25 protein-coding genes are annotated in these 26,003 nt (G+C 72.8%); 16 read left to right on the forward strand and 9 right to left on the reverse strand.

Annotated features, from left to right (window positions below; translation table 11 throughout):
• Nucleotides 1–91: 91 nt before the first annotated feature.
• The 3 genes from ACZ466_RS22265 to ACZ466_RS22275 are packed head-to-tail and all read right to left on the reverse strand — an operon-like array spanning nt 92 to nt 3,446.
• Nucleotides 92–1,237 carry an S-adenosylmethionine:tRNA ribosyltransferase-isomerase gene (locus ACZ466_RS22265; RefSeq protein ID WP_378284901.1) on the reverse strand — a complete coding sequence of 382 codons (1,146 nt, stop codon included), beginning with the start codon at nt 1,235–1,237 and terminating at the stop codon, nt 92–94.
• Complete coding sequence (locus ACZ466_RS22270; protein ID WP_378284902.1) at nt 1,234–2,685, reverse strand: MFS transporter; 1,452 nt, start codon at nt 2,683–2,685, stop codon at nt 1,234–1,236. Before ACZ466_RS22270 ends, ACZ466_RS22265 begins: the two co-directional genes overlap by 4 nt.
• Nucleotides 2,682–3,446: an SDR family NAD(P)-dependent oxidoreductase gene (locus tag ACZ466_RS22275; protein ID WP_378284903.1), complete on the reverse strand. Its 765-nt coding sequence runs from the start codon at nt 3,444–3,446 to the stop codon at nt 2,682–2,684. The genes ACZ466_RS22270 and ACZ466_RS22275 overlap by 4 nt, the downstream gene beginning before the upstream one ends.
• A gap of 360 nt (nt 3,447–3,806) precedes the next feature.
• Here ACZ466_RS22275 and ACZ466_RS22280 point away from each other — a divergent pair, with 360 nt between their 5' ends.
• From ACZ466_RS22280 to ACZ466_RS22300, 5 genes are all read left to right on the forward strand, one after another.
• Complete coding sequence (locus tag ACZ466_RS22280) at nt 3,807–5,189, forward strand: GAF domain-containing sensor histidine kinase (RefSeq protein ID WP_378284904.1); 1,383 nt, start codon at nt 3,807–3,809, stop codon at nt 5,187–5,189.
• A gap of 44 nt (nt 5,190–5,233) precedes the next feature.
• Complete coding sequence (locus tag ACZ466_RS22285; protein WP_378284905.1) at nt 5,234–5,866, forward strand: response regulator; 633 nt, start codon at nt 5,234–5,236, stop codon at nt 5,864–5,866.
• 36 nt (nt 5,867–5,902) lie between these two features.
• Nucleotides 5,903–6,700, forward strand: a complete 798-nt coding sequence (locus ACZ466_RS22290) for a PP2C family protein-serine/threonine phosphatase (protein WP_378284906.1) — start codon at nt 5,903–5,905, stop codon at nt 6,698–6,700.
• Nucleotides 6,701–7,392: 692 nt separating this feature from the next.
• Nucleotides 7,393–7,833 carry a DUF2752 domain-containing protein gene (locus tag ACZ466_RS22295; RefSeq protein WP_378284907.1) on the forward strand — a complete coding sequence of 147 codons (441 nt, stop codon included), beginning with the start codon at nt 7,393–7,395 and terminating at the stop codon, nt 7,831–7,833.
• A gap of 88 nt (nt 7,834–7,921) precedes the next feature.
• Nucleotides 7,922–8,632, forward strand: a complete 711-nt coding sequence (locus ACZ466_RS22300) for an RDD family protein (RefSeq protein WP_378284908.1) — start codon at nt 7,922–7,924, stop codon at nt 8,630–8,632.
• A 245-nt stretch (nt 8,633–8,877) separates the two neighbouring features.
• On the opposite strand, the gene ACZ466_RS22305 is transcribed toward ACZ466_RS22300, so the two are convergent.
• On the reverse strand, nt 8,878–9,702 hold the full coding sequence (locus ACZ466_RS22305) for a hypothetical protein (RefSeq protein WP_378284909.1): 825 nt from the start codon (nt 9,700–9,702) through the stop codon (nt 8,878–8,880).
• A gap of 87 nt (nt 9,703–9,789) precedes the next feature.
• Between ACZ466_RS22305 and ACZ466_RS22310 the strand changes: the two genes are divergently transcribed.
• The 3 genes from ACZ466_RS22310 (at nt 9,790) to ACZ466_RS22320 (ending at nt 11,871) form a co-directional block, all read left to right on the forward strand.
• Nucleotides 9,790–10,578, forward strand: a complete 789-nt coding sequence (locus ACZ466_RS22310; RefSeq protein WP_378284910.1) for an ABC transporter ATP-binding protein — start codon at nt 9,790–9,792, stop codon at nt 10,576–10,578.
• Nucleotides 10,579–10,742: 164 nt separating this feature from the next.
• Nucleotides 10,743–11,510 (forward strand): sulfite exporter TauE/SafE family protein, encoded by a 768-nt coding sequence (locus ACZ466_RS22315; RefSeq protein ID WP_378284911.1) that lies wholly within the window; start codon nt 10,743–10,745, stop codon nt 11,508–11,510.
• A gap of 79 nt (nt 11,511–11,589) precedes the next feature.
• Nucleotides 11,590–11,871, forward strand: a complete 282-nt coding sequence (locus ACZ466_RS22320) for a hypothetical protein (protein ID WP_378284912.1) — start codon at nt 11,590–11,592, stop codon at nt 11,869–11,871.
• Between the two features lie 7 nt (nt 11,872–11,878).
• Here the strand turns inward: ACZ466_RS22320 and ACZ466_RS22325 are convergent, their stop codons facing one another.
• Both ACZ466_RS22325 and ACZ466_RS22330 read right to left on the reverse strand, forming a co-directional pair.
• Nucleotides 11,879–12,799: a Rieske (2Fe-2S) protein gene (locus ACZ466_RS22325; RefSeq protein ID WP_378284914.1), complete on the reverse strand. Its 921-nt coding sequence runs from the start codon at nt 12,797–12,799 to the stop codon at nt 11,879–11,881.
• Nucleotides 12,800–13,030: 231 nt separating this feature from the next.
• On the reverse strand, nt 13,031–15,349 hold the full coding sequence (locus ACZ466_RS22330; RefSeq protein ID WP_378284915.1) for a molybdopterin oxidoreductase family protein: 2,319 nt from the start codon (nt 15,347–15,349) through the stop codon (nt 13,031–13,033).
• A 352-nt stretch (nt 15,350–15,701) separates the two neighbouring features.
• Here ACZ466_RS22330 and ACZ466_RS22335 point away from each other — a divergent pair, with 352 nt between their 5' ends.
• From ACZ466_RS22335 to ACZ466_RS22355, 5 genes are all read left to right on the forward strand, one after another.
• On the forward strand, nt 15,702–16,865 hold the full coding sequence (locus ACZ466_RS22335; RefSeq protein WP_378284916.1) for a CapA family protein: 1,164 nt from the start codon (nt 15,702–15,704) through the stop codon (nt 16,863–16,865).
• 144 nt (nt 16,866–17,009) lie between these two features.
• Nucleotides 17,010–18,116 carry a CapA family protein gene (locus ACZ466_RS22340; RefSeq protein WP_378284917.1) on the forward strand — a complete coding sequence of 369 codons (1,107 nt, stop codon included), beginning with the start codon at nt 17,010–17,012 and terminating at the stop codon, nt 18,114–18,116.
• Nucleotides 18,117–18,463: 347 nt separating this feature from the next.
• Nucleotides 18,464–19,558 carry a glycoside hydrolase family 25 protein gene (locus ACZ466_RS22345; protein ID WP_378284918.1) on the forward strand — a complete coding sequence of 365 codons (1,095 nt, stop codon included), beginning with the start codon at nt 18,464–18,466 and terminating at the stop codon, nt 19,556–19,558.
• A gap of 401 nt (nt 19,559–19,959) precedes the next feature.
• Nucleotides 19,960–20,112 (forward strand): hypothetical protein, encoded by a 153-nt coding sequence (locus tag ACZ466_RS22350; RefSeq protein WP_378284920.1) that lies wholly within the window; start codon nt 19,960–19,962, stop codon nt 20,110–20,112.
• Complete coding sequence (locus tag ACZ466_RS22355; protein ID WP_378284921.1) at nt 20,112–20,912, forward strand: CHAP domain-containing protein; 801 nt, start codon at nt 20,112–20,114, stop codon at nt 20,910–20,912. Before ACZ466_RS22350 ends, ACZ466_RS22355 begins: the two co-directional genes overlap by 1 nt.
• A 30-nt stretch (nt 20,913–20,942) precedes the next feature.
• Here ACZ466_RS22355 and ACZ466_RS22360 read toward each other — a convergent pair whose 3' ends face one another.
• Nucleotides 20,943–21,173, reverse strand: coding sequence for a hypothetical protein (locus ACZ466_RS22360; protein WP_378284922.1), 231 nt, complete (start codon nt 21,171–21,173; stop codon nt 20,943–20,945).
• Between the two features lie 116 nt (nt 21,174–21,289).
• Complete coding sequence (locus ACZ466_RS22365; protein WP_378284923.1) at nt 21,290–22,048, reverse strand: SDR family NAD(P)-dependent oxidoreductase; 759 nt, start codon at nt 22,046–22,048, stop codon at nt 21,290–21,292.
• Nucleotides 22,049–22,233: 185 nt separating this feature from the next.
• On the opposite strand from ACZ466_RS22365, the gene ACZ466_RS22370 reads away from it, so the two are divergent.
• Together ACZ466_RS22370 and ACZ466_RS22375 are read left to right on the forward strand one after the other, a co-directional pair.
• Nucleotides 22,234–22,893, forward strand: coding sequence for a TetR/AcrR family transcriptional regulator (locus ACZ466_RS22370; RefSeq protein WP_378284924.1), 660 nt, complete (start codon nt 22,234–22,236; stop codon nt 22,891–22,893).
• 76 nt (nt 22,894–22,969) lie between these two features.
• Nucleotides 22,970–23,596, forward strand: coding sequence for an LURP-one-related/scramblase family protein (locus tag ACZ466_RS22375; protein WP_378284925.1), 627 nt, complete (start codon nt 22,970–22,972; stop codon nt 23,594–23,596).
• 17 nt (nt 23,597–23,613) lie between these two features.
• Here the strand turns inward: ACZ466_RS22375 and ACZ466_RS22380 are convergent, their stop codons facing one another.
• Nucleotides 23,614–24,672 (reverse strand): CE1 family esterase, encoded by a 1,059-nt coding sequence (locus ACZ466_RS22380; protein WP_378284926.1) that lies wholly within the window; start codon nt 24,670–24,672, stop codon nt 23,614–23,616.
• 154 nt (nt 24,673–24,826) lie between these two features.
• Here ACZ466_RS22380 and ACZ466_RS22385 point away from each other — a divergent pair, with 154 nt between their 5' ends.
• Nucleotides 24,827–25,936, forward strand: coding sequence for a ferritin-like domain-containing protein (locus ACZ466_RS22385; RefSeq protein WP_378284927.1), 1,110 nt, complete (start codon nt 24,827–24,829; stop codon nt 25,934–25,936).
• Nucleotides 25,937–26,003 lie beyond the last annotated feature (67 nt).

A 26,003-nucleotide genomic window follows, 5' to 3' on the forward strand; every position in this document is an offset into this window, starting at 1 on the left:
ATCGTGTCCACAATGCGGGACGGCGCGGCCCGCGGCAGCGGTGACGCTCCTGTATACGGGGGGTGGCCTGCGAGTATGCGTGCGGCGAGCGTCAGGGAACCAAAAGGTTAAGGTCACCGAATTCGTGCCAGAGGTAGCGTTCGGTCAGGGCGGCGTCGTAGGTGGCCTTGACGAGGTCATGGCCCGCTATGGCGGTGAGCATCATCAGGTGGGACGACCTGGGCTCGTGCAGGCCCGTGAGGAGACCGTCCACCGCGCGCACTCCTCCCCCTGCTTTTCGGTCGTCCGGTGTGACGACGTGTTCGGTCCAGCCCTTGGAGGCTCGGACGCGGCCGTTGGCGTCCACGGCGGTTTCCAGGGCTCGCACCACGGTGGTGCCCACCGCTATGACGCGTCCCCTGGGTTCCTGGGCGTGGACGTGTTCGACAAGGGCCGCGGTGGCTTGGGGCACTTCGTAGCGTTCGGCGTACGGGGGCTCGTGGGCTTCTGGAGAGGCCACCCCCGTGTGCAGGGTGAGCGGTGCGATGAGCACTCCCCTTGAGACCAGGCGTGTGACGAGGTCCGTGGTGAAGGGGCGGGCGGCGCTGGGCATTTCCGCGCTTCCCGTCTCACCGTCCTGGTCGTGGGCGAACACGGTCTGGTAGGCGGCGGTGGGCCAGGAGCGGCGCACGTACCCGTACCGGATGGGCACGCCGTAGCGGCGCAGGTACGGGACGACGCTGGTGCCGAGGCGCGCCACCCAGAGCCTTTCGGTATGGCGTCGCAGGAGAGTGAGGGTGGCGTTCCCCGGCATGGGGATCCATTCGTGGGGCGAGCCGCCGAGATAGGGGATGCTGCCCTTTCCCGTACGGCGTCGTAGCTCCACCAGCCACACTTCGCCTCCGCCAGGGGAGATCCCTTCGTCCCCTTCTGGGAAGGGGGTGGAGAAGTGGACGGCGATCTTGTCCAGGTGGACGGCCGCGGGCAGCGTCGCCGAGGTGTTGACCACCAGGAGATCTCCGGGACGCAGGAGGTCGGGCAGTTCGCGGAACCTGTGGTGGCTCACCGCCCCGCTGCCGCGCCGTCCCACCAGGAGCCGGACGTCGTCGCGCGTACGCCGGCGCAGGCGCCCCTCAGGAGCCTCTGGCGGGGGTAGAAGCCTCAGGTCATCCCCAGGGCGGGCGGGACGCTCCTCGGGTGGCTCCTGGGCTTCCAGGGCCTTGGGGAGGGTGAAATCAAGCGAGGGAGCCGTGTTCATGACGAGCCTCCACTGAGCGGAATGCGGGTTCCGGCCCCGGTTCTGGCCTTGGCCTCCAGGCGGAGGGCCGCGACGATGCCCACGGCGGCGATCGCGGCGAAGAGGGACCCGGCGACGCCGAGGCCCAGGGCGAGCCGGTCGGTGCCGAACGCCGTGACGAGCGCGCCCGCGACGCCGACCACCAGGGACGAGCCGAGCGTGTCGGCGATCTGGAGGGCGGAGGAGTTGGAGCCCTGCTCCTCCTCTGGCGACAGCTCCAGCAGCAACACGCTGAGGCTGCCGATGGCGAAGCCCATGCCGGCACCGCCGACGATCCAGGTCAGTGCGGCCGCCCAGCCCGTCACCTGGAGCACGAGCGTGGACGTCGCGATGCCCGTGGTGACCAGCGCCGCTCCGAGCCGTACGTAGAACGCCCCGGACCGCTTCGACCGGCCCTGGATCTGCGAGGCCGCGGACCAGCCCAGCGCGCCCACGGTCAGGACCAGCCCGGCCTGCGTGGGTGTGAAGCCGTGCAGCGAGGTAAGCGCGAGCGGGATGAACACGTCCGTCCCGAAGAAGGAGCCCGACAGCAGCGCCCTGACGAGCACCACGCTGGGCAGGCCGCGCCGCATCCGAAGGGTCCCGGCGGGAAACAGCGGGGGCAGCCCGATCGCCAGCCCGGCCAGGCCCGCGGCGATGAGCGGGAGGACCGCCCAGCCGGGATGGTCGAGGCCGTACAGGAACACGGCCGCGCCCAGGGCGGCGGCGATCGCGGCCAGGTATTGCCTCCTCCGGCGGGAGCCGGCCTTCGCGCCGTTGGAGTGGACGGTGCGGCGGAGGCCCCGCATCGCCGGGACCAGCATGAGCGTCGGCGGGACCACCAGGGGGATCAGCCCCAGGAACACCCACCGCCAGCCGAGCCGCTCGGCCGCCGCGCCGCCGATCGCGGGGCCGATCAGCGCGGGCAGCACCCAGGCGGCCGACAGCGCCGCGAACACCCGGGGGCGGAGCCGGTCGGGGTACACGCGGGCGATCAGGACGTACGTGGCGACCATCGCGATCCCGGTGCCCAGGCCCTGCACGGCCCGCCCGGCCACGAAGATCCACATGTCGGGGGCGGCGCCGGCGATCACGAGCCCGGCCACGAAGGCCGCCAGCCCGGTCAGCATGGGTGTGGACGGCCCGGACCGGTCCACCCAGCCGCCCGCCAGCACGTTGGCCGGGACGCCCGCGATCAGCGTGGCGCTGAACCCCCACGCGTACAGGGCCAGGCCGTCCAGCTCGCGGGCGATCACCGGCATGACGGTGGCGACCGCCATCGCCTCGAAGGCCATCAGCGTGACGACCAGGACGATGCCGAGCGTGGCGGCCCGGTGGCGGCGGCCGAGCAGACCCTCCGCCCGCCCCGGATCGGAGGCGTCCTGAACGGGGTCGGCGGCGGGCGCCGACGGGCCGGTGACCGTGGTCATCGCTCACCCGCCAGGTCGGCGGCCTGGTGGCGGCCGCTCGGGAGCCGGTCCGTGACCAGCCGGTACAGCGCCGCCGCGGCCTCCTCGGGCGGGGGCGCGGCATCGGCGTCCTCACCCGCCTCGCGCAGCATCCGGGTGCGCATCTCGCCCGGGTCGGTCCACCAGACCGCCAGGCCGGGCTCCTCGGCCGCCAGGACGCGGGAGAGCTGCTCCAGCGCGGCCTTGGTCGCCCCGTAGCCGCCCCACGTCTCGTAGCCCTCGACGGCGGCGTCGGAGGTGATGTTGAGGACGGCGCCGCCGCGTTCCCGCAGAGCGGGCAGGAGCGCCTGGACGAGCGCGAGCGGCGCCACCGTGTTGACCGCGAACGCCCGTTCCAGGTCGGCGAGGGGCTGGGCGGCGAGCCGGGGCAGCGGGGTGGTGCCCAGGACGCTCGCGTTGTTGACGAGCAGGTCGACGCCGTGCCCGATCTCCAGGGCGGTGCGGGCGAGCGCCGCGCGGTGCGCGGGATCGGCGACGTCCCCGGCGAGCGCAGCGATCACCGCCGTCCCGGAGGCCGCGGAGCTCGCGGCCGTCTCGCGGAGTTCCTCGGCCGCGTCCTCGAGCGCGGGGGCGCCGCGGGCGTCGATCACCAGGTTCCATCCGTCGCGGGCGAGTTCGCGGGCGAGGGCCAGGCCGAGGCCGCGCGACGCGCCGGTGACGACCGCGGTACGGGGGCGGGTGCGGGTATCGGGGGCTGCGTGGCCGGGATCGATGTCCGTCATGGTCTCGACGCTAGGAATCCCGGGGGCCGGCGACATCGGGCGCGCGGGTCCGGGACCGCTCGAACCATGGTCCTAGGACCTCCGGAACCCCCGCCCAATAAACCCGACATAAATGACGTAACCCGGCAGGGTGATACGGGTCGGGCGGCACCGAGACCCCGGGAGGGCGCGGTTCGCTCCCACCTACGACGCCGGGCTGATTCGGCGGCCCCCGTACGGGGAGTACGTTTTTCTCAGAGGGGCGACACGCCCGTCACCCAGGAACCACGGAAGCACGGAAACACGGAAGCACCGAACAACGGAGCCGCGACGCGTACCGGGCACGGACCGGTGACACGCGCCGCCGGACGGAACGGCGGGATGGACGAGCGGATGGACCGGAACGGATCCCCGGGGGGCGCCGACGCCGCGCTGCACGCGGTCAGCTCCGCCGTGCTCGCCGTGACCCGGCACCTGTCCGTCCACGAGGTCCTCCAGGTGATCGTGCGCGCGGCCGCGCAGCTCCTGGACGTGCGCTACGCGGCCCTGGGCGTGCCCGACGAGGAGGGCTCGTTCGCCGAGTTCGTGGTCGAGGGCATCACCGACGAGGAGTGGGAGGCCATCGGCCCGCTCCCCCGCCAGCACGGCATGCTCGCCGCGATGCTGCGCGACAACGCCCCCAAGCGGCTGGACGACATCCGCCGCGAGCCGGAGTTCGAGGGCTGGCCCGTGGCGCACCCGGTGCTCAAGGACTTCCTCGGGGTGCCCATCCGCGACGGCGAGGACGTCCTGGGCATCCTCTTCCTGGCCAACAAGAACCGCCGGGAGGGCCGCCCGCGCGGGTTCTCCGCCGAGGACGAGGAGCTCCTCACCCTCTTCGCCGCGCACGCCGCCATCGCCATGACCAACGCCCGGCTGTACGAGCACAACCGGGAGCTGACCGTGGTGGCCGAGCGCAACCGGCTGGCCCGCGAGCTGCACGACGCGGTCGCGCAGAAGCTGTTCTCGCTGCGGCTGACGGCGCGCGCCGCCGCGGCGCTGGCCGAGCGCGACCCCGGCCGCACGGTGCGGGAGCTGGAGCAGGTCGAGCGGCTGGCCGCCGAGGCCCTCGCCGAGCTGCGCGCGGTGATCTTCGAGCTGCGGCCGGCGGACCTGGCCGACGGCCTGGTCGCCTCGCTCCGCAAGCACGTGGAGGTCCTGGACCGCGCGTACGAGACCGAGGTGCGCTTCACCGCCGACTGCGCGGTCACGCTCGCCGAGGACCAGGAGGCGGTGCTGTTCCGGATCGCGCAGGAGGCGCTGCACAACGCGTTGCGGCACTCCTCGGCCCGCACGGTCGAGGTCCGGCTGCGGGTCCGCGACGGCGGCGTCCACGGTGACGGGGTCCGCGGTGACGGGGCCTGCGGTGATGAGGCCCGCGGCGACGCGCCCGGGCGTACCGCCGTGCTGGAGGTGGCCGATGACGGCACCGGCTTCGACCCCGCCGGACTGGCCGCGAACGCCGTCCCGAACGGCACCGCGCCCGCCTCAGGCACCGCGAACGGCGTCCCGGACGGTCCCGCGCGCGGGACCGCACGGGGTTTGAGCTCCGCGAACGGCGCCGCGGGCGGGCAGCCGCCCGGCGGCCAGGGGGAGGCGCAGGGCGGCGGCGGAGGGCTCGGGCTCGCCTCGATGCGCGACCGCGCGGAGTCGGTCGGCGCGGTGCTGTCCCTCGACGCCGCGCCCGGCGTCGGCACGGTGGTGCGGCTGGAGGTGCCACTGTGAGGCATGCTAAGGCCGTTCCCGGCAATGCCGCGGGGGAGGGGGACGTGATCAAGGTGCTGATCGCCGACGACCATCCGGTCGTCCGGCAGGGCCTGCGGACGTTCCTGGGCATACAGGACGACATCGAGGTGGTCGGCGAGGCGGCCGACGGCCTGGCCGCCGTGTCGCTGGCCGAATCGCTCAGGCCCGATATCGTGCTGATGGACCTCAAGATGCCGGGCGCCGACGGCTTGGCCGCGCTGACGGAGCTGCGGGCTCGCGGGGTGGCGGCGCGCGTCCTGGTCCTCACCAGCGTGACGGAACGTGGACACGTCCTGCCCGCCGTTCAGGCGGGCGCGGCGGGGTATCTCTACAAGGATGTCGACCCGCAGGCGCTCGTCCAGGCGATCAGGGCCGTCCATGATGGGCATGTCCTCTTCGCCCCGGACGCCGCCGAGGCGATGGTGCGGGCGGATCCGGCCGCCGACGACCGCGGCCCGGCCGCGCTGACCGAACGGGAGAGGGAGGTGCTCGTGCAGATCGCGCGGGGCAGGTCCAACAGGGAGATCGCCCGCGCCCTTGTCGTCTCCGAGAAGACCGTCAAGACCCACGTCAGTAATCTGCTCATGAAACTGGGAGTGCAGGACCGTACGCAGGCGGCGCTGTTCGCCGTCCGCCATGGACTGGCCGGCGAGTGATACAACTCCTCTGACAGGATCGTCATCGAAATCGGTATGAACGTAGCAATCAGGTACGCAGCAGGCAGTGACATCGGGTGCAACCGCGAGAACAACGAGGACTCGGGTTATGCCGGTGCGCGGTTGATCGCGGTCGCCGACGGCATGGGCGGGTACGCGGGCGGCGAGGTCGCCAGCTCCACCGTCATCGGTTCGCTGCGCTCGCTGGACGCCGACGCCCCCTACGACGATCTGGAGGAGACCCTCGGACGGGCGGTCGCCGAGGCCAACGAGAAGCTGCGGATCGTCCGCGAGGAGCGGCCCGACCTGAGCCGGATGGGCACCACGCTCACCGCGATGCTCTGGACCGGCACGGCGGTCGCGCTCGCCCACATCGGCGACTCCCGCGGCTACCTCCTCCGCGACGGTGAGCTCTTCCAGATCACCCAGGACCACACCATGGACGAGCTGCTCAAGCAGGAGGCCGAGCAGGCGGGCGGCGGCCCCGCCCCCGACCCGGCCGAGGCGTCGCGGCTGTCGCACGTCCTCTACCGGGTGCTGGACGGCCGCGAGGACCGCGAGCCCGACCTGCGGCTCCGCGAGGGCCGTCCGGGCGACCGGTACCTGCTCTGCTCGGACGGGCTGAGCGGCGTGGTGGACGCGCAGACGATCTACGAGGTGCTGGTGGCCGAGGCCGATCCGCAGCGCGCCGTGGAGCGGCTGATCGGGCTGGCCCGCGACGGCGGCGGCCCCGACAACATCACCGGTGTGATCGCCGACGTGGTCGAGGCCGAGCAGCTCACCGAGTCCGGTCCTCCCCTCGTCGTCGGCGCGGCGGCCCAGACCCACACCTGATCGCGAGCCCGGCCCGTACCGCACCGCACCGGACCGCGTACGCCGCCGGGCCACCGCACGGCCGCACCGCGCCGCGACGCACCGCACGAGCCGCGACGCGCCGCACCGCACCGCACGAGCCGCGACACACGAGCCGCGACACACGGAGCCCGACTCGAACCGTGCCCGGGTCGGTCTCGTGCCCGGCCCCTCCACGTGCCGGGACGCACCCCGTTCACCGCCCGTTCGCGGCCGGACGGCGCACGCGCGCGACGGGTGATCAGTGTCATAGCGGCGGCGTCCCCACCCCACCGAACGTCCGCGGCCACGGCTTCCTCCTGAAACACACGCACCCCTCCCCGCGCACCGGCCCCAACACTCCCCGCGCCCTTGCGCCCGCGCCGTTCGCGGCCCGGCGCCCGCCCCTCGCCGGCGGCCCCGGCGGACGGCGGCACGGCGAACCGGGCCCCTCGCGCACCTCTCCACCGGTCCTCCGGCGGCCCCGCGCACGGCCGCCCTCCCCGGGCTGATGCCCATAAAGACAGCCCCACCTGGTGGTGGTTTGTCCTACCCTTGCCCTTGAGGTGGAGTTGATCGCGCTCTAGGTCACGGTCCGATCGCAGATGGTCGTCGGGGCTTGACCCACCTTGGGGTGCACCCGATATACGGGTCACCCGGATTAAGTCATCGAGGCGGAGGATCCGTTGGGGGGAGTGCCCGGGGCGTCGGCCACCGGTGCGCCACGCGGTGCGCTGGGCGGCCCGGTCGCCCGGACCCTCACTGCTGCGCGGCACGGCCCTGCGGGCGTGGTGCTGCGCGTCGCTGCGATGGCCACGGCGGCCATCGGCGCGGCATGGATCCATCGTGTCAACGACCCCGGCGTGCTCTGCCCCCTCAGGGCGTTCACCGGGATCCCCTGCCCCCTGTGCGGGGGCACCACCGTGTTCGTCGAACTCGGCTCGGGCCGTCCCGCCCAGGCCGTGCTCGCGAACCCGGTGGCCTTCTCCGGGGCGGTCGCGCTCGCGATCGCGCCGCTGGGGGTGGGGGACCGGTGGTGGGCACTCCGGCCGAACACCCGCGCGTGGGTGCTCGGCGCCGCCCTCTTGGGGTCGGAGCTGTGGCAGCTTGTCCGGCTCGGTCTCCTGCGGGTTTGAAGCCGCGAGTTCCGTCGGTCAAACTTGCGGAGCCCTCCGGGTCCGGCGGGCGTCACATAACCACAGGGTCAATCAATAAGGAGCAGGTGTGGGTAACCCCTACGACCCGTACGGCCAGCAGCCGGGCTACGGTCAGCAGCCCCCGGCGCAGCCGGGCTACGGTCAGCAGCCCCCGGCGCAGCCGGGCTACGGTCAGCAGCCCGGGTACGGTCAGCAGCCCCCGGCGCAGCCCGGTTACGGTCAGCAGCCCGGGTACGGTCAGCAGCCCGGCTACGGTCAGCAGCCGCCGGCGCAGCCGGGCTACGGTCAGCAGCCTCAGGCCCAGCCGGGCTACGGCCAGGAAGTCCACCACCACCACTACGGGGCGACCGGCCAGCTCGCCGAGTGGGGCTCGCGCGTCGGCGCCTACCTCATCGACTACGTGATCATCGCCGGGCCGATGTTCGTGCTCTACATACTGTTCTTCCTGCTCGCCGGCTCGGGTGAGGGCGCCGCGGCGATGATCGGCCTGCTGCTGCTCTCGATCGGCGGGCTGGCGGCCTTCGCGGCCAGCATCTGGATGATCTACCAGGAGGGCACGACCGGGCAGACGATCGGCAAGCGGCAGATGGGCATCCGCGTGGTCGGTGCCCAGACCGGCCAGCCGATCGGTTTCGGCATGGCGTTCCTGCGCAGGATCTGCCACATCGTCGACACGATCGTCTGTGGCCTGCCCATCGGCTACCTCTGGCCGCTGTGGGACGAGCGTAAGCAGACCTGGCACGACAAGATCGTCAGCACGCTCGTCGTCCGCGCCTGACACGCCGCCGACCGGGGCGATCCGTCCCGAAGGCGCAGGTACGGCGTCCGCACGTGAGCGACGGGGCGTCCTCGCATCCGAGGCCGGCGGGACCACAGGGTCCCCGGGCCGCGGGTACGGGGGCGCCCCGTTCCGCGTGTTCGCCCGGAAATATCCGGAGTCTCATGGAAACGCCGTGGTCACCGGCTCGGGCAAAGGATTCGGGACCGCTCCAACCCGGATCGGCGCGGTGCGGAACGCCGGGTTCAGGGCACGGGATCGAACGCGCTGTTGCACGCGGCCACCCGGGCCCGCCGTACGGCGCGGTCGAGCATCCGCAGCGCCTCACTACGCCGCCGCATCTGGTCGGCGGTGAGCCCGTGCGCGTCCAGCCGGCGGGCCAGGTCGACCACCAGCGCCAGCCGTCCGGCCAGCGCGGCGACCCGGTGGGCGCGCTGAGGGTAGCCGGGCGCGAGCGGATGGTCGCCGCGGTCGGGATCGCGCAGGTCGGCCAGCGCGTCGGCGATCTCCGGCGGGACGCCGGTCACGTCGTCCACGGTCAGCAGCACCTCGGTCGCGTCCCGCATGGCCAGCGTCAACTGCCGGTCGGCGTCGGGCAGCGCGGGCACGTCCGGTGTGCCGGGCGCGCCGTCCCAGGACCGCCAGCGCACCCCGACGTAGGACGAGCCGCGGCGGTCCTCGCCGGGCACCAGCCCGATGGTGCGGTCGGGCAGCACGGCGATGACCGCTGCCTCGGCGTCGATCGCGGCCCGGTTGAAGTCGGGCGGGCCGGTCAGGCCGAGCGGGTCGCCGGGCGCGGGCAGCGCCAGCCGCAGCCCGGCCAGCCCGCAGACCCGCAGGTCGCCCAGGGCGCGGCGGAGCGGCACCTCGCCCGGCGGCGCGCCGGCGGCCCCGGCGGGCACCGCGGTGAGACCGCTCACGATCTGGGGCCCCGCGACCTTCTCGACCGCGTCCACGCCCTCGTCAAGACCGACGTGTCCGGTCAGCCACGCGTTGCCCCACGCGACCAGAGCGGTCGCCGCGTCGCCCGCGTCGTTGACCGGCCCGTCCTGTCGAGTCCCAGCGCACATGCAGACCACCATAAGTGCTCGCAATCGCATAGGTTCTCTCCTGAGGACGGATGCCCTGGCAGGCGAGATTGGGGACAAAGGCGCGCGATGACCGGTGAGGTGCTGCACCTTCGCAGGGTTGGGGTCAGGCGCGGCGGCGCCGACCTGCTGCGCGAGGTCACATGGACGGTGAACGAGAACGAGCGTTGGGTGATCGTCGGCCCGAACGGCGCGGGCAAGACGACGCTGCTGCAGATCGCCGGCGCGCTGCTGCATCCGACGTCGGGGTCGGTCGCGATCCTCGGTGAGGAGCTGGGCCGTACGGACGTGTTCGAGCTGCGCCCGCGCATCGGCATCGCCAGCGCCGCCGTGGCCGAGAAGGTCCCCGCGGGCGAGACCGTCATCGACCTGGTGCTGACGGCGTCGTACGCGATCCTCGGCCGCTGGCAGGAGGAGTACGACTCGCTCGACCTCGGCCGCGCCGTCGAGCTGCTGGAGGCGCTGGGCTGCGCGCATCTGATCCGGCGGCGGTTCGACACGCTGTCGGAGGGGGAGCGCAAGCGCGTCCAGATCGCCCGCGCCCTGATGCCCGACCCCGAGCTGCTGCTGCTGGACGAGCCCGCCGCCGGGCTCGACCTCGGCGGCCGGGAGGACCTGGTCGCCCGGCTCGCGCGCCTGGCCGACGACCCGGCCGCGCCCACGATGGTGATGGTCACGCACCACGTGGAGGAGGTCCCCGACGGGTTCACCCACGCGCTGCTGCTGCGCGGCGGGCAGGCCATCGCGCAGGGAAAGGTCGACGAGGTGTTCACGGCGGAGCGGCTGAGCGAGTGCTTCGGGCTGCGCCTCGGCGTCGAGCGCCAGGACGGCCGCTGGTACGCGCGCGCCGTCCGCTGACGACTCTTCAGTGCCTGCGAGGGCGTTTCGGCGGCGGTGTCCTCCTGAGAGCCGTCTCGAGTGGGACGTGGTTCTCTGTCCGGTCCGACCCGGTGTCGGGGGGTGGGCCGGGGTTCCCTACCATCGTTGTCCGTTGAGAAGTCACAGGCTTGGATGGTCGGTTCTTGGACGTGCTTGACGCGGCCGCGATCTTCGCGGCCGGGATCGCGGCGGGCGGTATCAACACCGTCGTCGGGTCCGGCTCCCTGATCACGTTCCCGACGATGGTGGCGCTCGGCTTCCCGCCGGTCGTCGCCAACGTCTCCAACAACATCGGGCTGGTGCCCGGTTCGGTCACCGGCGCCTACGGCTACCGCGAGGAACTGAAGGGGCAGCGACCGAGGCTGCTGCGGCTGGGCAGCGCCTCGCTGGTGGGCGCGCTGGTCGGGGCGGTGCTGCTGCTGGGGCTGCCGGCCGGGGCGTTCGACGTGATCGTGCCCGTGCTGATCGCGATCGCGCTGGTGCTGGTGGTCGTCCAGCCGAGGCTGCAGCGGTGGCTGCTGGCGCGCCGGGAGAAGCAGCACCCGCACGGCGGGCCGTGGCTGTGGGTGGGCGTGCTGCTGGCCGGGGTGTACGGCGGCTACTTCGGGGCGGCGCAGGGCATCGTGCTGATCGCCCTGCTGGGCATCGCGCTGGACGACGAGTTGCAGCGGGTGAACGCGGCCAAGAACGTGCTGTCGGCCATCGTGAACGGGTCCGCGGCGGTGGTGTTCATCGCGCTGTGGCTGCTCTCCGACACCGAGATCAGCTGGCTCGCGGTGCTGCTGGTGGCGGTGGGGGCGACCATCGGGGGGCTGGTCGGGGCCCGGGTCGGGCGGCGGATCCCGCCCATGGCGCTGCGCGCGTTCATCGTCGTGGTGGGCCTCGCCGCCCTTTACACATTGCTGTTCTGACCAGCGATTTCGGGGGTTCACTGCCGCTTTGGGTGGGTATAACTCGAATATACGTTCGAGGACCCGGAGGGGTGTGCGGATGAAGGGCGACAGGGTCGAGATCGTCATCGACGCCGGGGGCGAGGGCCCCCGCACCTACGAGGTCGGCGCCACCCGGGCGGGGCGCCGGGTCGAGATCACCAATCGCCGCGGCGTGGTGGAGGTGAGCGAGGTCACCCGTACCGGGTCGCCCGTCCGCACCGCCCGGTTCATGGCCAGTCGGGTGCTGGCGCTGGTGGAGCACCCGATCTCCGACGCGCACGTCTCCGGCGACGACCCGGGCGCCCGGCACGGCGGGGGCTCGGAGGTCGAGCCCGACTGAGCCGCTTTCAGGCCACGGGGCGCACCTGGACGGTGCCGTCCTCCAGGACGCGGGTCTCGAACGAGGGCTGGCGGCCGGTGGCGGGCCCGTGCACGACCGACCCGTCCCGGACGCGGAACGTGCTGCCGTGCCAGGGGCAGACCACGCACGTGTCGGCGTTCTCGTCGGTGACGATCCGGCCCTGGTGGAGCGGCCCGGCCAGGTGGCTGCAGCGGTCGGTGAGGACGTGGATCTCCTCGCCCTCGCGCAGCACGAACAGGCTGATGTAGCCGAGGCGGCGCTGGACGGGCCAGCCGTCCGGCAGTTCGGCGGAGTCGCACAGGTCGTGCCAGCCCAGCGGCACCAGGTGCGCGGTCTGGTCGGCGTGGCTGGCGCCCGCCGCCTGGCGGAAGGCCAGATGGCCGCCCAGGTAGCCGCCCGCCAGCAGGGCGGTGAGGCCCGCGTAGCCGAGGGCGCGGCCCGCGGCGTCGCGGCCGCGGGAGCGGGCCACGAACGAGGCCGTGTACAGCGCGCTCGCGGTCGCGGTGCTCATCGCGTGGACGAGGCCGACCCGCTGCTGCTGGCGGTGCAGGGCCGACCAGTCGGCGATCCCGGTGAGCGCGGTCGGGACGGCGCCCGCGAGGCCCGCGGCCACCAGGGCCCGGGACGCCCGGCCCGTGCCCGGGAACAGGTCGAGGACGGCGACCGACATCCAGGCGCCCATCGGCAGGTCGGTCAGCGGCGGGTGCGCGGGATGCCCGATCGGCACGCCGTGCAGCGCGTCCTTGACGAGGCCGGGGTGGATCGCCCGCTGGACCGCCGTGGAGAGCGTCCGGATGGCGCCGTCCAGGCCCTGGGCGTGCTCCAGGCTCTCGGCCAGGTCCACCGGATGCGGCCGCGCCTGCGGCCGGGGACCGCGCCGGAAGATCCTGCTCGCCCTACGGTTCATGTCCCTCCTCGGGTGCGCGTCCGGTGTCGATGGGGACGGCCGTAATGGGACGCTCGTTGCGACACTAGCCCCCGTGCTCACGTGTAGCCACCCGGGGGACGTCTTGTACGGTCTCCCAGCCGGTGGCGGGCACCCACAGTGGTGGATACCTACCTATAGGTAGCACGCCCTAAACCCGCGTTGCGGCCGACAGGTATTCGCAGGGGAAGGCCGGGTCGGTGCCGTTCGCGGTCACCCGGCCGTGGCCGTCCCGGCGCCCTCCGCCTCGGCGCGCGGGCTCGCGGCGGGGGCGGCGGGCGCGAGGACCGGTTCGAGGGTCACGGGTACGCCGTTGAAGACGGCCGTCCCCGACAGCGGGTCGATCTCGTTCTCGTCGGTGACCGCGTTGACGTTGACGCCCGCGTGCTTGCGCGCGACCTCGGTACGGGTGCCCGGACGGTCGTGGCCCCACCCGTGCGGCAGGCTCACCACGCCGGACATCACGGTGTCGGTGGTCTCGGCGACGGCTTCGAGCGAGCCCGAACGCGACACCACCCGGACCACGTCTCCGCCGCCGATGCCGAGCCGCTCCGCGTCCTCGGGGTTGAGCTGCAGCGTGCACGTGTTGGACCCGCGCACCAGCTCGGGGACGTTGTGCAGCCAGCTGTTGTTGGACCGCAGGTGGCGGCGCCCGATCAGGAGCATCTGCGCCGGGTCGCGGTCACGGTCGTCGTCCAGCGCGGCGCGCAGCCTGGCGGCGTCGGCCGCGAACGACGGCGGGCATAGCTCGATGTGGCCGGACGCCGTGCACAGCACCTCGTCCAGGCGGGGCTTGAGCGCGCCCAGGTCGAGGCCGTGCGGATGGTCGTCGCGAAGGCGCGCCAGGGTGAGGCCGTCCTGGACGGCGCCGAAGCCGTCACCGTAAGGGCCGAGCCGCAGCATCATGTCCAGGCGCTGCTCGGTGAGGGAGGCGGGCCCGTCGTCGGTCAGCATCTTGCGCAGCTCGTCGGGATCGCGGCCCTGCACCGGGGAACCGGGCGACGCCACGGCCTTGCCCAGCGTGGCGGCGATGACCATCTCGTCCAGCGCGGCCGGGTCGCCGTCCAGGCCGGAGGCGAGCACCGCCAGCCGGGCGAGGATCTCCGACTCGGCGGGACGGCCCGCGGGCAGCGGCACCGCCGCCGGCGAGTAGCGCACGTAGTCGCGGACCGCCAGGGGCAGCAGCGCCAGGTCGTAGTGCGGGGTCTGGACGGGCCGCGGCGGCGGCAGCACCACGTCGGCGTGCCGGGTGGTCTCGTTCAGGTACGGGTCGACGCTGACCATGAACTCCAGGCCGTCCAGCGCCGGGTCGAGCCGGGCCCCGTTCGGCGCGGACAGCACCGGGTTGCCGCCGATGGTGATCAGCGCCCGGATCCGGCCCTCCCCCGGGGTCTCGATCTCGTCGGCCAGCGTGGCGACCGGCAGCTCCCCGTTGACCTCCGGCAGACCGCGCACGCGGCTGACCCACCGGCCGGTGGTGAACGGGCGCTTGCGGCGGTAGGCGGGCATGTGCGCGGCGCGCGGGAACATCGCGCCGCCCTCCCGGTCGAGGTTGCCCGTCAGGACGTTGAGGACGTCCACCAGCCAGCTGTTGAGCGTCCCGTACGCCTGGGTGCAGGTGCCGATCCGCCCGTACACGGCGGCCCTGCCGGCGGCGGCGAGGTCGCGCGCCATGCGGCGGATCGCGGCGGCGGGGATCCCGGTGACGGGCGCGACGCGCTCGGGGGTGAAGTCGACGGCGAGGGCGCGCAGGTCGTCCAGCCCGTTGACGCGCCCGGCCAGGTGCGCGGGCACCTCGGCGAGGTCCTCGGCGAACAGCGTGCGGACCAGCGCCATCAGCAGGTACGCGTCGGTGCCCGGCCGGATGAACACGTGCTCGCTCGCGAGCGCAGCCGTGCGGGTGCGGCGCGGGTCGACGACGGTGACCTTCCCGCCGCGCCCCCGGATGGCCTTGAGCCGCCCGGGGAAGTCGGGCGCCGAGCACAGGCTGCCGTTGGACTCCAGCGGGTTGGCGCCGAGCATGAGCAGGTGGTCGGTGCGGTCGAGGTCGGGCACCGGGATGGCCAGCGGGTCGCCGAACATGTGGCCGCAGCTCACGTGCTTGGGCATCTGGTCGGCGGTGCTGGCGGTGTAGACGTTGCGGGTGCCGAGGGCCTTGATGATGGCCGCGCCGTAGAGCGGGCCCGCGATGGAGTGCGCGGTGGGGTTGCCGATGTAGACGGCGACCGAATCCTTGCCGTACCGCTCGGCGACCTTCCTGATGCCGTGCCGGACGACCTCGAACGCCTCGTCCCAGCCGGGGGCCTGGACGTGGCTACCGTCGGGACGGCGCAGCAGGGGCGTGTCCAGGCGGTCGGGGTCGGCGTCGAGCCGTCCCAGGGTGGCGCCCTTGGGACAGATGAACCCCTTGCTCAAGGGGTCGTCGCGGTCACCGCGCACACGGGTGACCGTGCCGGAGTCGTCCAGGGTCAACTCCAGGCCGCAGAGGGCTTCGCAGAGGGGACACGTGCGGTAGGCCATGCGGCTGCCCATCGAGACACTCCTTGTGACCGGGACCGTGTTAATAATGGCGCGCTTTCCGGAGGTGCGCCAAGCCTCGCATGTCGCGACGAAGCATTGACATAACGCCACACATAAAGGCTGACCCTCTGTTGGGACAGGGGTGGCCGATGCGACATATGGGAGAGCCCAGGCCCCGCCGTGCCGGACGCACCGGGACCGCTTCAGGCCACTCTGCCGATCCGGACCCGTCGACTCCCGGCGGCCCTCCATGATGCGAGGGCGGTTTCGGGTGGTTTGAACTTCCCGGTGGTCGACCGCATCCAAGTGGTGGACGCTCAGAGACCGGCCCCGGCGGGCCGGTCCGGACACGGGGGAGGCCGCGATGCGCGAGCGGCGTCGCCGCAAGAGACGCTCGACCGCCATGGCGGTCGTCCTGGCACTGGTCACCGGGACGGCGCTGGCGGCGGGCGGCGTCGCCGTCACCCTGGCGGCCGACGGCGGCTCCGACGGCTCCGGCGACGGGAGCGGGGGCGGGGGCGGCGGCGGGAAGGGCGGCGGCCCCAAGCGCCCCTTCACCGTCGCGTTCGGCGGCGACGTGCACTTCGAGGGCATGCTGCGGGCCCGGCTCGACTCCGCCCCCGACACCGCCCTCGGGCCCGTGGCCGAGCAGCTCAAGCGGGCCGACCTGGCCATGGTCAACCTGGAGACGGCGGTCACGACCGGCGGCACGCAGGCGCCCAAGCAGTTCGCGTTCAGGGCGCCGCCGACCGCGTTCCGCGCCCTGCGCTCCGCCGGGGTGGACGTGACCACGATGGCCAACAACCACGGCATGGACTTCGGCGAGACCGGCCTGACCGACTCCCTGGCCGCCGGACGCCAGGCCGGGATGCCGCTGGTCGGGATCGGCCGCAACGCCGCCGAGGCGTACAAGCCGTACACGGTCACGGTGAAGGGCGCCAAGGTCGCGGTCATCGGCGCCACCCAGGTCCTGGACGACAACCTCATCCAGGCGTGGACCGCCACCGACGCCAAGGCCGGGCTCGCCTCGGCCAAGAACGTGCCGCGGCTCGTCCAGGCGGTCCTGGCGGCGCGCAAGGCCGCCGACGTGGTGATCGTCAACCTGCACTGGGGTCAGGAGCTGAACTCCTGCGCCACCCCCGTCCAGCGGCAGCTCGCCGCGCAGCTCGCGGACGCGGGCGCCGACGCCGTCGTCGGCAGCCACGCGCACGTCCTCCAGGCGGGCGGCTACCTGCGCAAGTCCTACGTCCACTACGGGCTCGGGAACTTCGTCTTCTACAACTCCAGCGGCCGGACGGCGCAGAGCGGCGTGCTCACGCTGACCTTCGACCCCGGGCCCGGCGGGCAGGGCGGCGCGAAGGCGCGGGGCGCGAAGACGGGCGCGAGCCGGGTCGCCAAGGCCGACTGGGCACCCGCCGTGATCAACGGCGGGATCCCCCGGCCGCTGTCGGGCGCCGAGGCGCAGACCGCCCGCACCCGGTGGGAGTCGCTGCGCACCTGCGCCGACGTCCGCCCCGGCCCGTCCTGAACGGCCTTCCGGCGGACGGTGATGTTTCACGTGGATCCGGTCCGCGTGCGGATCCGCTCACGCAGCGTGATACCCGGTGGGACGCCCCGAGCGGCCCGGCGCGGCGTGGCATGCTGTCCCGAGCGATGACGAGGGGGACTCGGGATGCGCAGGAACTCGATGGTGGCGACGGCCCTGGGCGGGGCGGTCGTCATGGCGCTGGCCGCGGGCGCGTGCGGCGGCGACTCGGGCACGCCCAAGGCCCAGGGCGCCACCGGCACGACCGCGCCCGGCAGCGCCGGCGCGTCCCCGTCCCGGCCGGCGGCGCCCGCCGCCAAGCAGCCGATCACCCTGGCGTTCGGCGGCGACGTGCACTTCGAGGGCATCCTGCGGCCCAGGCTCGCCTCCCCCGCCACCGCGCTCGGCCCCATCGCCCGCACGCTCAAGGCCGCCGACCTGGCCATGGTCAATCTGGAGACCGCCATCACCACCGGCGGCACCAAGGCGCCCGGCAAGGAGTTCGCCTTCCGCGCGCCGCCGTCGGCGTTCACGGCCCTGAAGGCCGCCGGGGTGGACGTCGCGTCGATGGCCAACAACCACGGCATGGACTACATGGACTCCGGGCTGCGCGACTCCCTCAGGGCCATCAAGGCGACCGGGTTCCCGACGGTCGGCATCGGCCGTGACGCCGCGGAGGCGTACCGGGCGCACCGCGTCACCGTGAAGGGCAACCGGGTCGCGATCGTCGGCGCCACCCAGGTCCTGGACGACCACCTGATCCCGGCGTGGACGGCGACCGACACCAAGGGCGGGCTGGCCTCGGCGAAGGACGTCGACCGGATGGTGCAGGCCGTACGGGACGCGGCCAAGGGCTCCGACGTGGTGATCGTCCACCTGCACTGGGGGCAGGAGCTGGCGACCTGCCCGCTGCCCCGGCAGAAGGAGCTGGCGCGGCGGCTCGTGGAGGCGGGCGCGGACGCGATCGTCGGCGGCCACGCGCACGTCCTGCAGGGCGGCGGCTACATGGAGGGCGCCTACGTCCACTACGGGCTGGGCAACTTCGTCTTCTACTCCGCCAACGGCCCGACCGCCGAGTCCGGCGTCCTGGTGCTGCGGGTGGAGAACGGCAAGGTCACCGCCGACAAGTGGAAGCCCGCCCGGATCTCCGGCGGCCTCCCCAGGCTGCTCACCGGCCCCGCCGAGGCCGCCGGGCAGAAGCGGTGGGCGTCGCTGCGCGGCTGCGCCGGGCTCACCGCCCGCCCCTCCTCCTGACTTAGGGTCTGTCTCGAAGTGGCCTCAGGTATCGCGCGAGCGCGTTACCTGGGCGGTGGTGCGATGCCGGAGGCGAGCGTCACCGGCCAGATCGCGAAGCGATGCCGCGCTCGCCAAGGCTCGGTAGGCGAGAGCCGACAAGACCAGCGCCGCCAGGCGAGCGCCGTAGGCCGGGACCGTGAAACACAGCCTGGCAGCATTCGGCCTGGTCCGGGGAGCGTCCCCACCGTGAGCCCGTGGTGCACGCAAGGTGTGACCTTTCCCTTTTCTCCCCCTGATCACGTTGGTTCTCTCTAGGGTGGCGCTGCCCGCACGCACGGCGATCGTCGACGAGAGGGAGGGCCGCTATGCCGCTGTACGGCGTGGACGTGGCCTCATATCAGGGGAACCCGTCCTGGTCGAAGGTGCACGGCTCCGGGATCCGGTTCGCCTTCGGCAAGGTGACCGAGGACACCGACTACACCAACCCCACCTGGTCGCACAACCGGTCCGGGATGCTGTCGCTCGGCGACGACTTCCTGCCCGGCGCGTACCACTTCCTGCACGGCGGCGACGGGGCGGCCCAGGCGCGCTACTTCCTGTCGAAGGCGGGCGATCTGGGCGACTTCGCGGTGGCCCTGGACGTGGAGGCCTCCGGGGCGAACGCGGCCACCGCCCGCGACTGGGTCAGCGAGTTCAAGGACCGCACCGGCGGCCATCCCGTGATCGGTTACTTCCCGCGCTGGTACTGGGACCAGCAGGGGCGTCCCGACCTGTCGTTCTTCGACACGATCTGGCAGAGCCACTACGTGGAGGGCACCGGGTCGCCGTCGTCGCTGTACGCGAAGGTCCCCGACGCGTGGTGGGACTCCTTCGGCGGCGAGCCGATCAGCGTCCTGCAGTTCACCAGCAGCGCCAGCGTGCCGGGCATCTCCGGGCGCTGCGACGCCAACGCCTACCGCACGAGCCTGAACGATCTGAGGGCGCTGGCCCTCGGGACCGGCGAGGAGGATGACATGCCGATCCGCACCAGCCTCGGCAAGACGCGCGCCCAGGAGCTGAAGTGGGGCGAGTTCGTCCCGATCAGCTGGGACGCCGAGTACGCCGACCCGGCGGGCGCGCACGGGGACGGCGACTTCCCCGGCTACGTCGCGCCGCAGAGCTCGTGGGCCGACCTCACCGTGTCCGTGCGTGTGGACGGCCTGGCGCCGGGCGACGAGTACCAGCTGCGGTACGAGGTGCACGACTGGAAGGACGGGCGCAGCAGCGCCCGGTGGGACGAGATCCACGCCGACCACCCCGCGACCAAGGGGGCGCAGATCGTCACCGGGTCGATGAGTAAAGGGCTGACGAAGGGGCAGCACGTGTACGCCGCGATCGCGGTCTACCCGGCCGGCCCCGCCGACGGCCGTCCGGTGCCGCGCGCGGTGTCCGGCCGCCTCACCGTCCGCCAGGACCGCTGACCGGACGGGCCGCCGGCCGGTGACGGGAACTCCGCGCACCGGCCGGCCGGCCCGGCCCGCGCAGGGTCGCGCGGACCGCCCGTGATGACGGCCGCCCGGTGTCCGGGCGGCCGGTGTCCGGGCGGCCGGTGTCCGGGCGGGCGGGTGCCGGGTTGTGGAGCGTCGGGGCCGATCGGGTCGTTTCCGGTCGGCGATTGAGGCATGCGCGTGAAAGGCGATTTGTCGTGGTTGAGGAGGATTTCTGGAGAACGTCCAGGTGAACGGCAGATGAGCCGACCGTACGTTCCCCGCGCGGACGCGCTTCACGGCGGATAGTCGCGATGGGGCGGCCGGTGAGCGACGGCGGGAACGGCGGGGACGGCGAAGAGACGAGTGCCAATCGATCTGGGATGTGGAAGGCGATGAGCGAGAACGACGAGGCCGCGCTGGTCGAGCGCGACGTGGACCGGCACCCGGGCGTGCACACGGCCACCGAGCCCGACGAGGAGCAGATCCTGCGCGAGCTGTACGGGGAGCCCGATCCCGACGGGGTGTTCCGCGGGGAGGGCGTCTGATGGGCTCGGCCGAGGGGATGCTCGCCGAGGCCCGCAAGTCCCTGGGCATGTCGGGGCGCCCCAACACGATCACGCGCGACTACGCCAAGCGGCACGGGGACGAGTTCCTGCGGGCCGCCTGGTGCGACATGGCCGTCACGTACTGGGCGCGGCGCTCCGGCAACGCCGGGGCCGTGCTGCTGGGCGGCGACCGGGCCTACACCGTCTGGCACGCGCAGGACTTCCAGAAGGCGGACCGGTGGTTCACCGGCACGACCGCCAACGTCAACAAGGCCCGGCCCGGCGACATCGTGTTCTTCGACTGGGGCAACACCAACTCCGTCGGCGCCATCGACCACGTGGGCGTGGTGGAGAAGGCGCTCGGCGGCGGCCGGGTGCAGACCATCGAGGGGAACACGAGCGACCAGTGCCTGCGCAGGGTCCGCTCGTCGACGGCGATCGCCGGGTACGGACGCCCGGACTACCAGGAGGACGACATGCCACTGTCCAACGAGGACCTGCAGAAGATCCGCGACATCGTGTGGAACAGCGACACCGCTCCCGCGCCGTCCGGGTCCGCCGCCGACAACCCGACGTGGCGGCACGTCAACATCGTGCGGGACACCTACTCCAGCGTCCAGCAGGTCAAGGCGGCGGTGGCGGCGCTGGCGGCGCAGTCCCCGGCCGGTGACCAGCGGGCGCTCGCGCAGGGCGTGCTGACCGGGCTGCCGCCGGAGGCGATCGTCGAGGCCGTGGCCACGCTTCCTCCCGAGAACGCCCAGAAGGTCCTCGACGGCCTCCGCAGCCGCCTGGGAGGCTGACGATCCCCGTCCGCGGGGGCGGGGCGGCGGTCAGCGTGCCTGGTGGCGCTTCTTGGCGCTGTCGAGACCCCAGAGCAGGAAGAACGCCACCACGATCACCACGGACGACACGATCCACCAGAGGGGTGAGGGCATTCTCGCCGGCAGCGACAGGATGGGCTTCGTGTCGGTCGCCTTGGCGATGAACGGCACCACCCCTTCGTAGGCCCCGATGAGGAAGACGGCGGTCATGAGCGAGTCGTAGGACTTGGCGTCTTTCATGGACGCGATCGTTCCGCGTTCGGGCGCGCACGGATAGCGACCAAGGTCTACCCGTCCCGTCCGGAGGTCGGCTTTCGGCCTCCGGACGGGACGGCCGGGTTTTGAAGCGTTGCCGCTCAGGCGTTGCCGCTGATGACGCGGTAGCCGCCGTCGACAGGGATGCGGGCCCCCGTGACGCCCGCGAAGGCGCCGCCTTCGAGGCCGCCCTCCACGGTGGCGGCGATCGCCCTGGCGACGTCCGCCGGCTCCATGACGCGCCGCAGCACGGAGTTCTCGGCGAACGCGGCGCGGGCCTCGGGCGTGAACACCCCGGCGGTCGCGTCGGTGGCGACGGCGCCGGGCGCGATGGTGTTGACGGTGATCCCGTACGGTGCCGCCTCCAGCGCCACATGCCGTGCGAACGCGTTCAGGGCGGCCTTGGCGGAGGAGTGCGCGATGGCGCCCGGCCTGGTCAGCTCGGCGCTGAGGCTGGAGACGTAGACGATCGTGCCCGCGCGGCGCTCCCGCATCCGCGGCAGCGCCGCCCGGCTGACATGGAACGCCCCGGCCAGCTCGTCGCTCAGCTTGCCGTGGAACGCCTCCCAGGTCATGTCCTCCAGCGTGGCGAAGGGCGGTTGCCGGTTGGCGTTGCAGACGAGCGCGTCGACGCGCGGGCAGGCGTCCACCAGTCTCCCGGCCTGCTCGGGGTCGAACACGTCGGCCTGGACGGCCCGCGCCGTCCCGCCCGCGGCCTCGACGTCCTTCACCACGGTGCGCGCGGAAGCGGCGTCGCGGACATAGTTGACGATCACGTGGAACCCGCGACCGCCCAGTTCCCGGGCCGTCGCGGCGCCGATGCCCCGTCCGGCGCCCGTGATCAGTGCGACTCGGCTCATGCCCGTCCTTCCCTTCCGGTCATCGGGCACGACGATAGGGTATGAGCTAACTTTTAGAAAGCTCATTACGAGAAGTTTGCTTAAGAGAGCTCCCCCTTCGGTGCCGTCGCCGGGCAGAAGTTTGACGGGGGTGGCAGAGATGGCGATCGTGTCGTGCCGCGCCGGGGAAAGGTGACAATGGGGGCGTGACCGAGATCCGGACCCCGCTCCGCCGCCGCCCCGCCCAGCGCCGCAGCGCCGAACGCGTCCAGCGGATGCTCGACGCGTGCGCGGACATCCTCGACGAGGACGGCTACGACGGCCTCACCACCACCCGCATCGCGCAGCGGGCCGAGGTGGCGATCGGCTCGGTCTACCAGTTCTTCCCCGACAAGCGGGCGGTCGCGCAGGCGCTGGCGCTGCGCAACCTGGAGCAGTTCGGGCAGCGGATCTCGCGGCGGCTGGCCGAGGGCGGCTTCGCGCACTGGACCGACACGGTGGGCGCGATCATCGACATCTTCGTCGACATGCACCGCACCGTCCCCGGCTTCCGCGAGCTGCGCTTCGGCGACGTCGCCGACATCAACCTGCTCGACTCCGTCAGCGACAACAACTCGGTGGTCGCCGACCGGCTGCGGCGGATGATCGTGGAGAACTTCGCGATCTCCGACACCGCCGAGCTGGCCCGGGCGCTGGCGATCGCGGTCGAGGCCGGGGACGCGGTGCTCAAGCTGGCCTTCCGCCGCGCCCCCGGCGGCGACCCGGCGATCATCGCGGAGGCGGAACGGCTCATCCACGGTTACCTTGCCGCCTACATCAAGGACAATGAGCCGATGTCCGGTCGAACCCGGCCGGATCCCGCCTAGCCCGGCACGCCCCCGCGCCGAGCCGGACCGGGAGGCCGAAGACCGACAGTGCGGCGGGCGCGGCGAGGAGGGCCACATGACCGGCGAGGCGGCGGGCGGCGCGGCGGGCGCCGAAGGGATCCAGGCGCGGGAACGGTTCCTGGTCCGGCAGCGGCTGCGCCTGATGGTCAACCAGTACGAGGTGCGCACCGAGGCGCCCGGCGGCGCCGAGGGCGACCTCGTCGCGTTCGCGCAGCAGAAGCGGCTGGCGTTCAAGGAGCAGGTCACCCTGTACGCCGACACCGAGAAGACCCGCCCGATCCTCGGCTTCAAGGCCCGCAAGCGCATCGACCTGGCCGCGACGTACGACGTCACCGACGAGGCCGGGCGGCCCATCGGGCTCTTCCGCAAGGACTTCAAACGCTCCCTGCTCGCCTCCACCTGGCACCTGGAGCAGCCGGGACGGCGCGCGATCACCGGCAGCGAGCGCAACAAGGCGGTGGCGGTGCTGCGGCGGGTGTGGGGGATCATCCCGTACGTGGACGCGCTGCCGTTCGCGTGGCCGTACCACTTCGACTTCTACGCTGGCGACCGGCTCGCGTTCTCGGTCGAGAAGAAGTTCTCCCTCCGCGACCGGTACGTCGTCGACATCAAGGACCCCGACCTCGACCGCCGCCTGGTCATCGCGCAGGCCGTCGCGCTGGACGCCCTCCAGTCCCGCTGACCTCGCGGGTCTCCGGGTCAGGTGCGGGAGAAGGCGTCCAGGATGGTGGACGTGGCGTTGAGCCGCGTCGTGGTCTTCCCCAGGCCGATCGGCATCGTTCCGGGCCAGGTGTGACCGCCGTCCGCCACGGTGTAGAGGTCCAGCCGGGCACCGCCCTTGCAGCGCTGGTAGCTCAGCCGGCCGATCTCACCGCCGCTCTGGACGTTGCGGGCGCCGTCGCCGGTCGTACGGCAGCCGAGGGCGCGCGCCCAGCGGGCGGCGGCGGTGCGCACGGAGGGCAGCGCGAAGGCGCCGTCGGACGGGCGCATCCACGGCGGGATCCGGGTGCGGTCGCCGCCGTAGGGCTCGCCGCCCCGGTACGGGATGATCCGGTCGGCGGTGCCGTGGAAGGCGACGACCGTCGTCGGCCGGGCGCCCGCGCACGGCCTGGCCAGGTTGAACCCCGCGATCGGCGCGACGCCCGCGAGCCGTCCGTCCAGGCCGCAGATCAGCGCGGTCGCCAGGCCCGCGCCGTTGGAGAAGCCGGTCGCGAACTCGTGCGCGCGGTCGACGCACAGCGCGCTCTCCAGGTGGTCGAGGAGCCGCCCCATGTACGCGACGTCCGCCGAGCCGTCGGGCATCCCGGGCAGCTTCCAGCCCTCCCTGCCGGGGGCGCTGTCGGGCTCGACCACGATGAAGCCGCGCGCCGATCCGACGGTGGCCATCTGGCTGTAGAGGGCCTGCTGGAAGCCGCTGGAGTGGAGGCCGTGCAGGTCGAGGATCAGCGGGGCGGGTCTGCGGGGGTCGGTGTTCGGCCGTTTGAGCAGGTAGGACCGTCCGGCGAAGGTGTGCCGCCCGGTCGCGGGAGCCGCCTGCGCGGCGCGGCAGCCCGTGCTCGGCACCGCCGGCCGGCGGCCGGCGGGGACGCTCGCCTGCGGGACGGGAGCCGCCGGGCGTCCGACTGCGCCGCCGTTCCCGTTCGCGGGGCCGCGGTCGCCGGAGCCGCCGGGAAGCGCTGAGCACCCGGCGGCGGTGAGCAGGGCGAGGGCGACGGCGGTCGCGGTGTGGGCGAGTGCGGGCGCGAGAGGGCGTCGCATCGTCCGATCGTACGGTCCCGGGCGTGTGCGGAGCGTGAGGGAGCACACAGGTATGGCCAACGCGCCCTTTACATGTTACGAAGGGATGTAAAGCCGTGGGCGGTTGACCCCACCCGGCGCGACGATGCGCCGGCGCTTCCGAGGAGGCTTCCCCGTGAGTTCCCATGACCTTTACTCCAGCCCCGTCCCCCACGACACCTGGAACGTCCCCATGGCCGGGGACGCCCGCTTCACCTGGGAGTACGACGCCGGGCGCGACCGCCTGCTGAGCCTGTACCAGAAGGGCAAGGACAAGCAGTGGGACGCCCAGAAGCGCATCGACTGGGACCTGGAGGTCGACCCGGTCAACATCGCCGGGCTTCCGGAGAACTTCAACCCCCTCTTCGGCTCCGAGATCTGGGACCGGATGTCGCAGAAGGAGCGCGACGAGTTCGGCCGCCACCAGGGCGCGTGGCTGTTCAGCCAGTTCCTGCACGGCGAGCAGGGCGCGCTGAACGTCTCGGCGCGGATCGTCCAGTCGGTGCCCGACCTGGACTCCAAGTTCTACGCCGCCACCCAGACCATGGACGAGGCGCGGCACGTCGAGCTCTACACCCGGTTCGTGCACGAGAAGATCGGGATGTACTACCCGATCAACCAGGACCTGGCCAAGCTGCTGGCCGAGTCGCTGGAGGACAGCCGCTGGGACCTGCCCTACCTCGGCATGCAGGTGCTCATCGAGGGGCTGGCCCTGGCCGCGTTCGGGCTGTACCGCGACATGTCGACCAACCCGCTGGTGAAGCAGCTGCTCGCGTACGTCATGCAGGACGAGGCGCGGCACGTCGCGTTCGGGCGGCTGGCGCTCAAGGACTACTACGCCGAACTGACCGACAGGGAGCGGGCGGAACGCGAGGAGTTCGTCGTCGAGGGCTGCTACCTCATGCGGGACCGTTTCAAGGGCCGTGAGATTTTCGAGACCCTCGGCATGCCGGTCGCCGAATGCATGGAGTACGTCGACAACTCCGATATGTACACGCTCTACCAGTCGCTGCTGTTCAGCCGGATCGTTCCGTGCGTGCGCGATGTCGGGCTGTGGGGCGACAAGGTGCAGGCGGCCTACGACGACATGGGCGTCCTGGACAACGCCAAGTCCGACCTCGAGGCCCTGATGCGGCAGGACGAGGAGATCGCGGAGAAGGTCGACGAGGAGCGGCACGCCGAGGAGCTGGCGGCGCGGAAGCGGGAGGTCGACGCGGCGGTCGCCCTCGGCGGCGCCTCCGGCTGAGCCGCCGCGGCGCCCCTCGCCCTGCGGCCCGCCCCTGGGGGCCGCGAGCGCGTGCGCACGCCCGCGC

It is taken from the genome of Actinomadura rugatobispora (assembly GCF_055379765.1).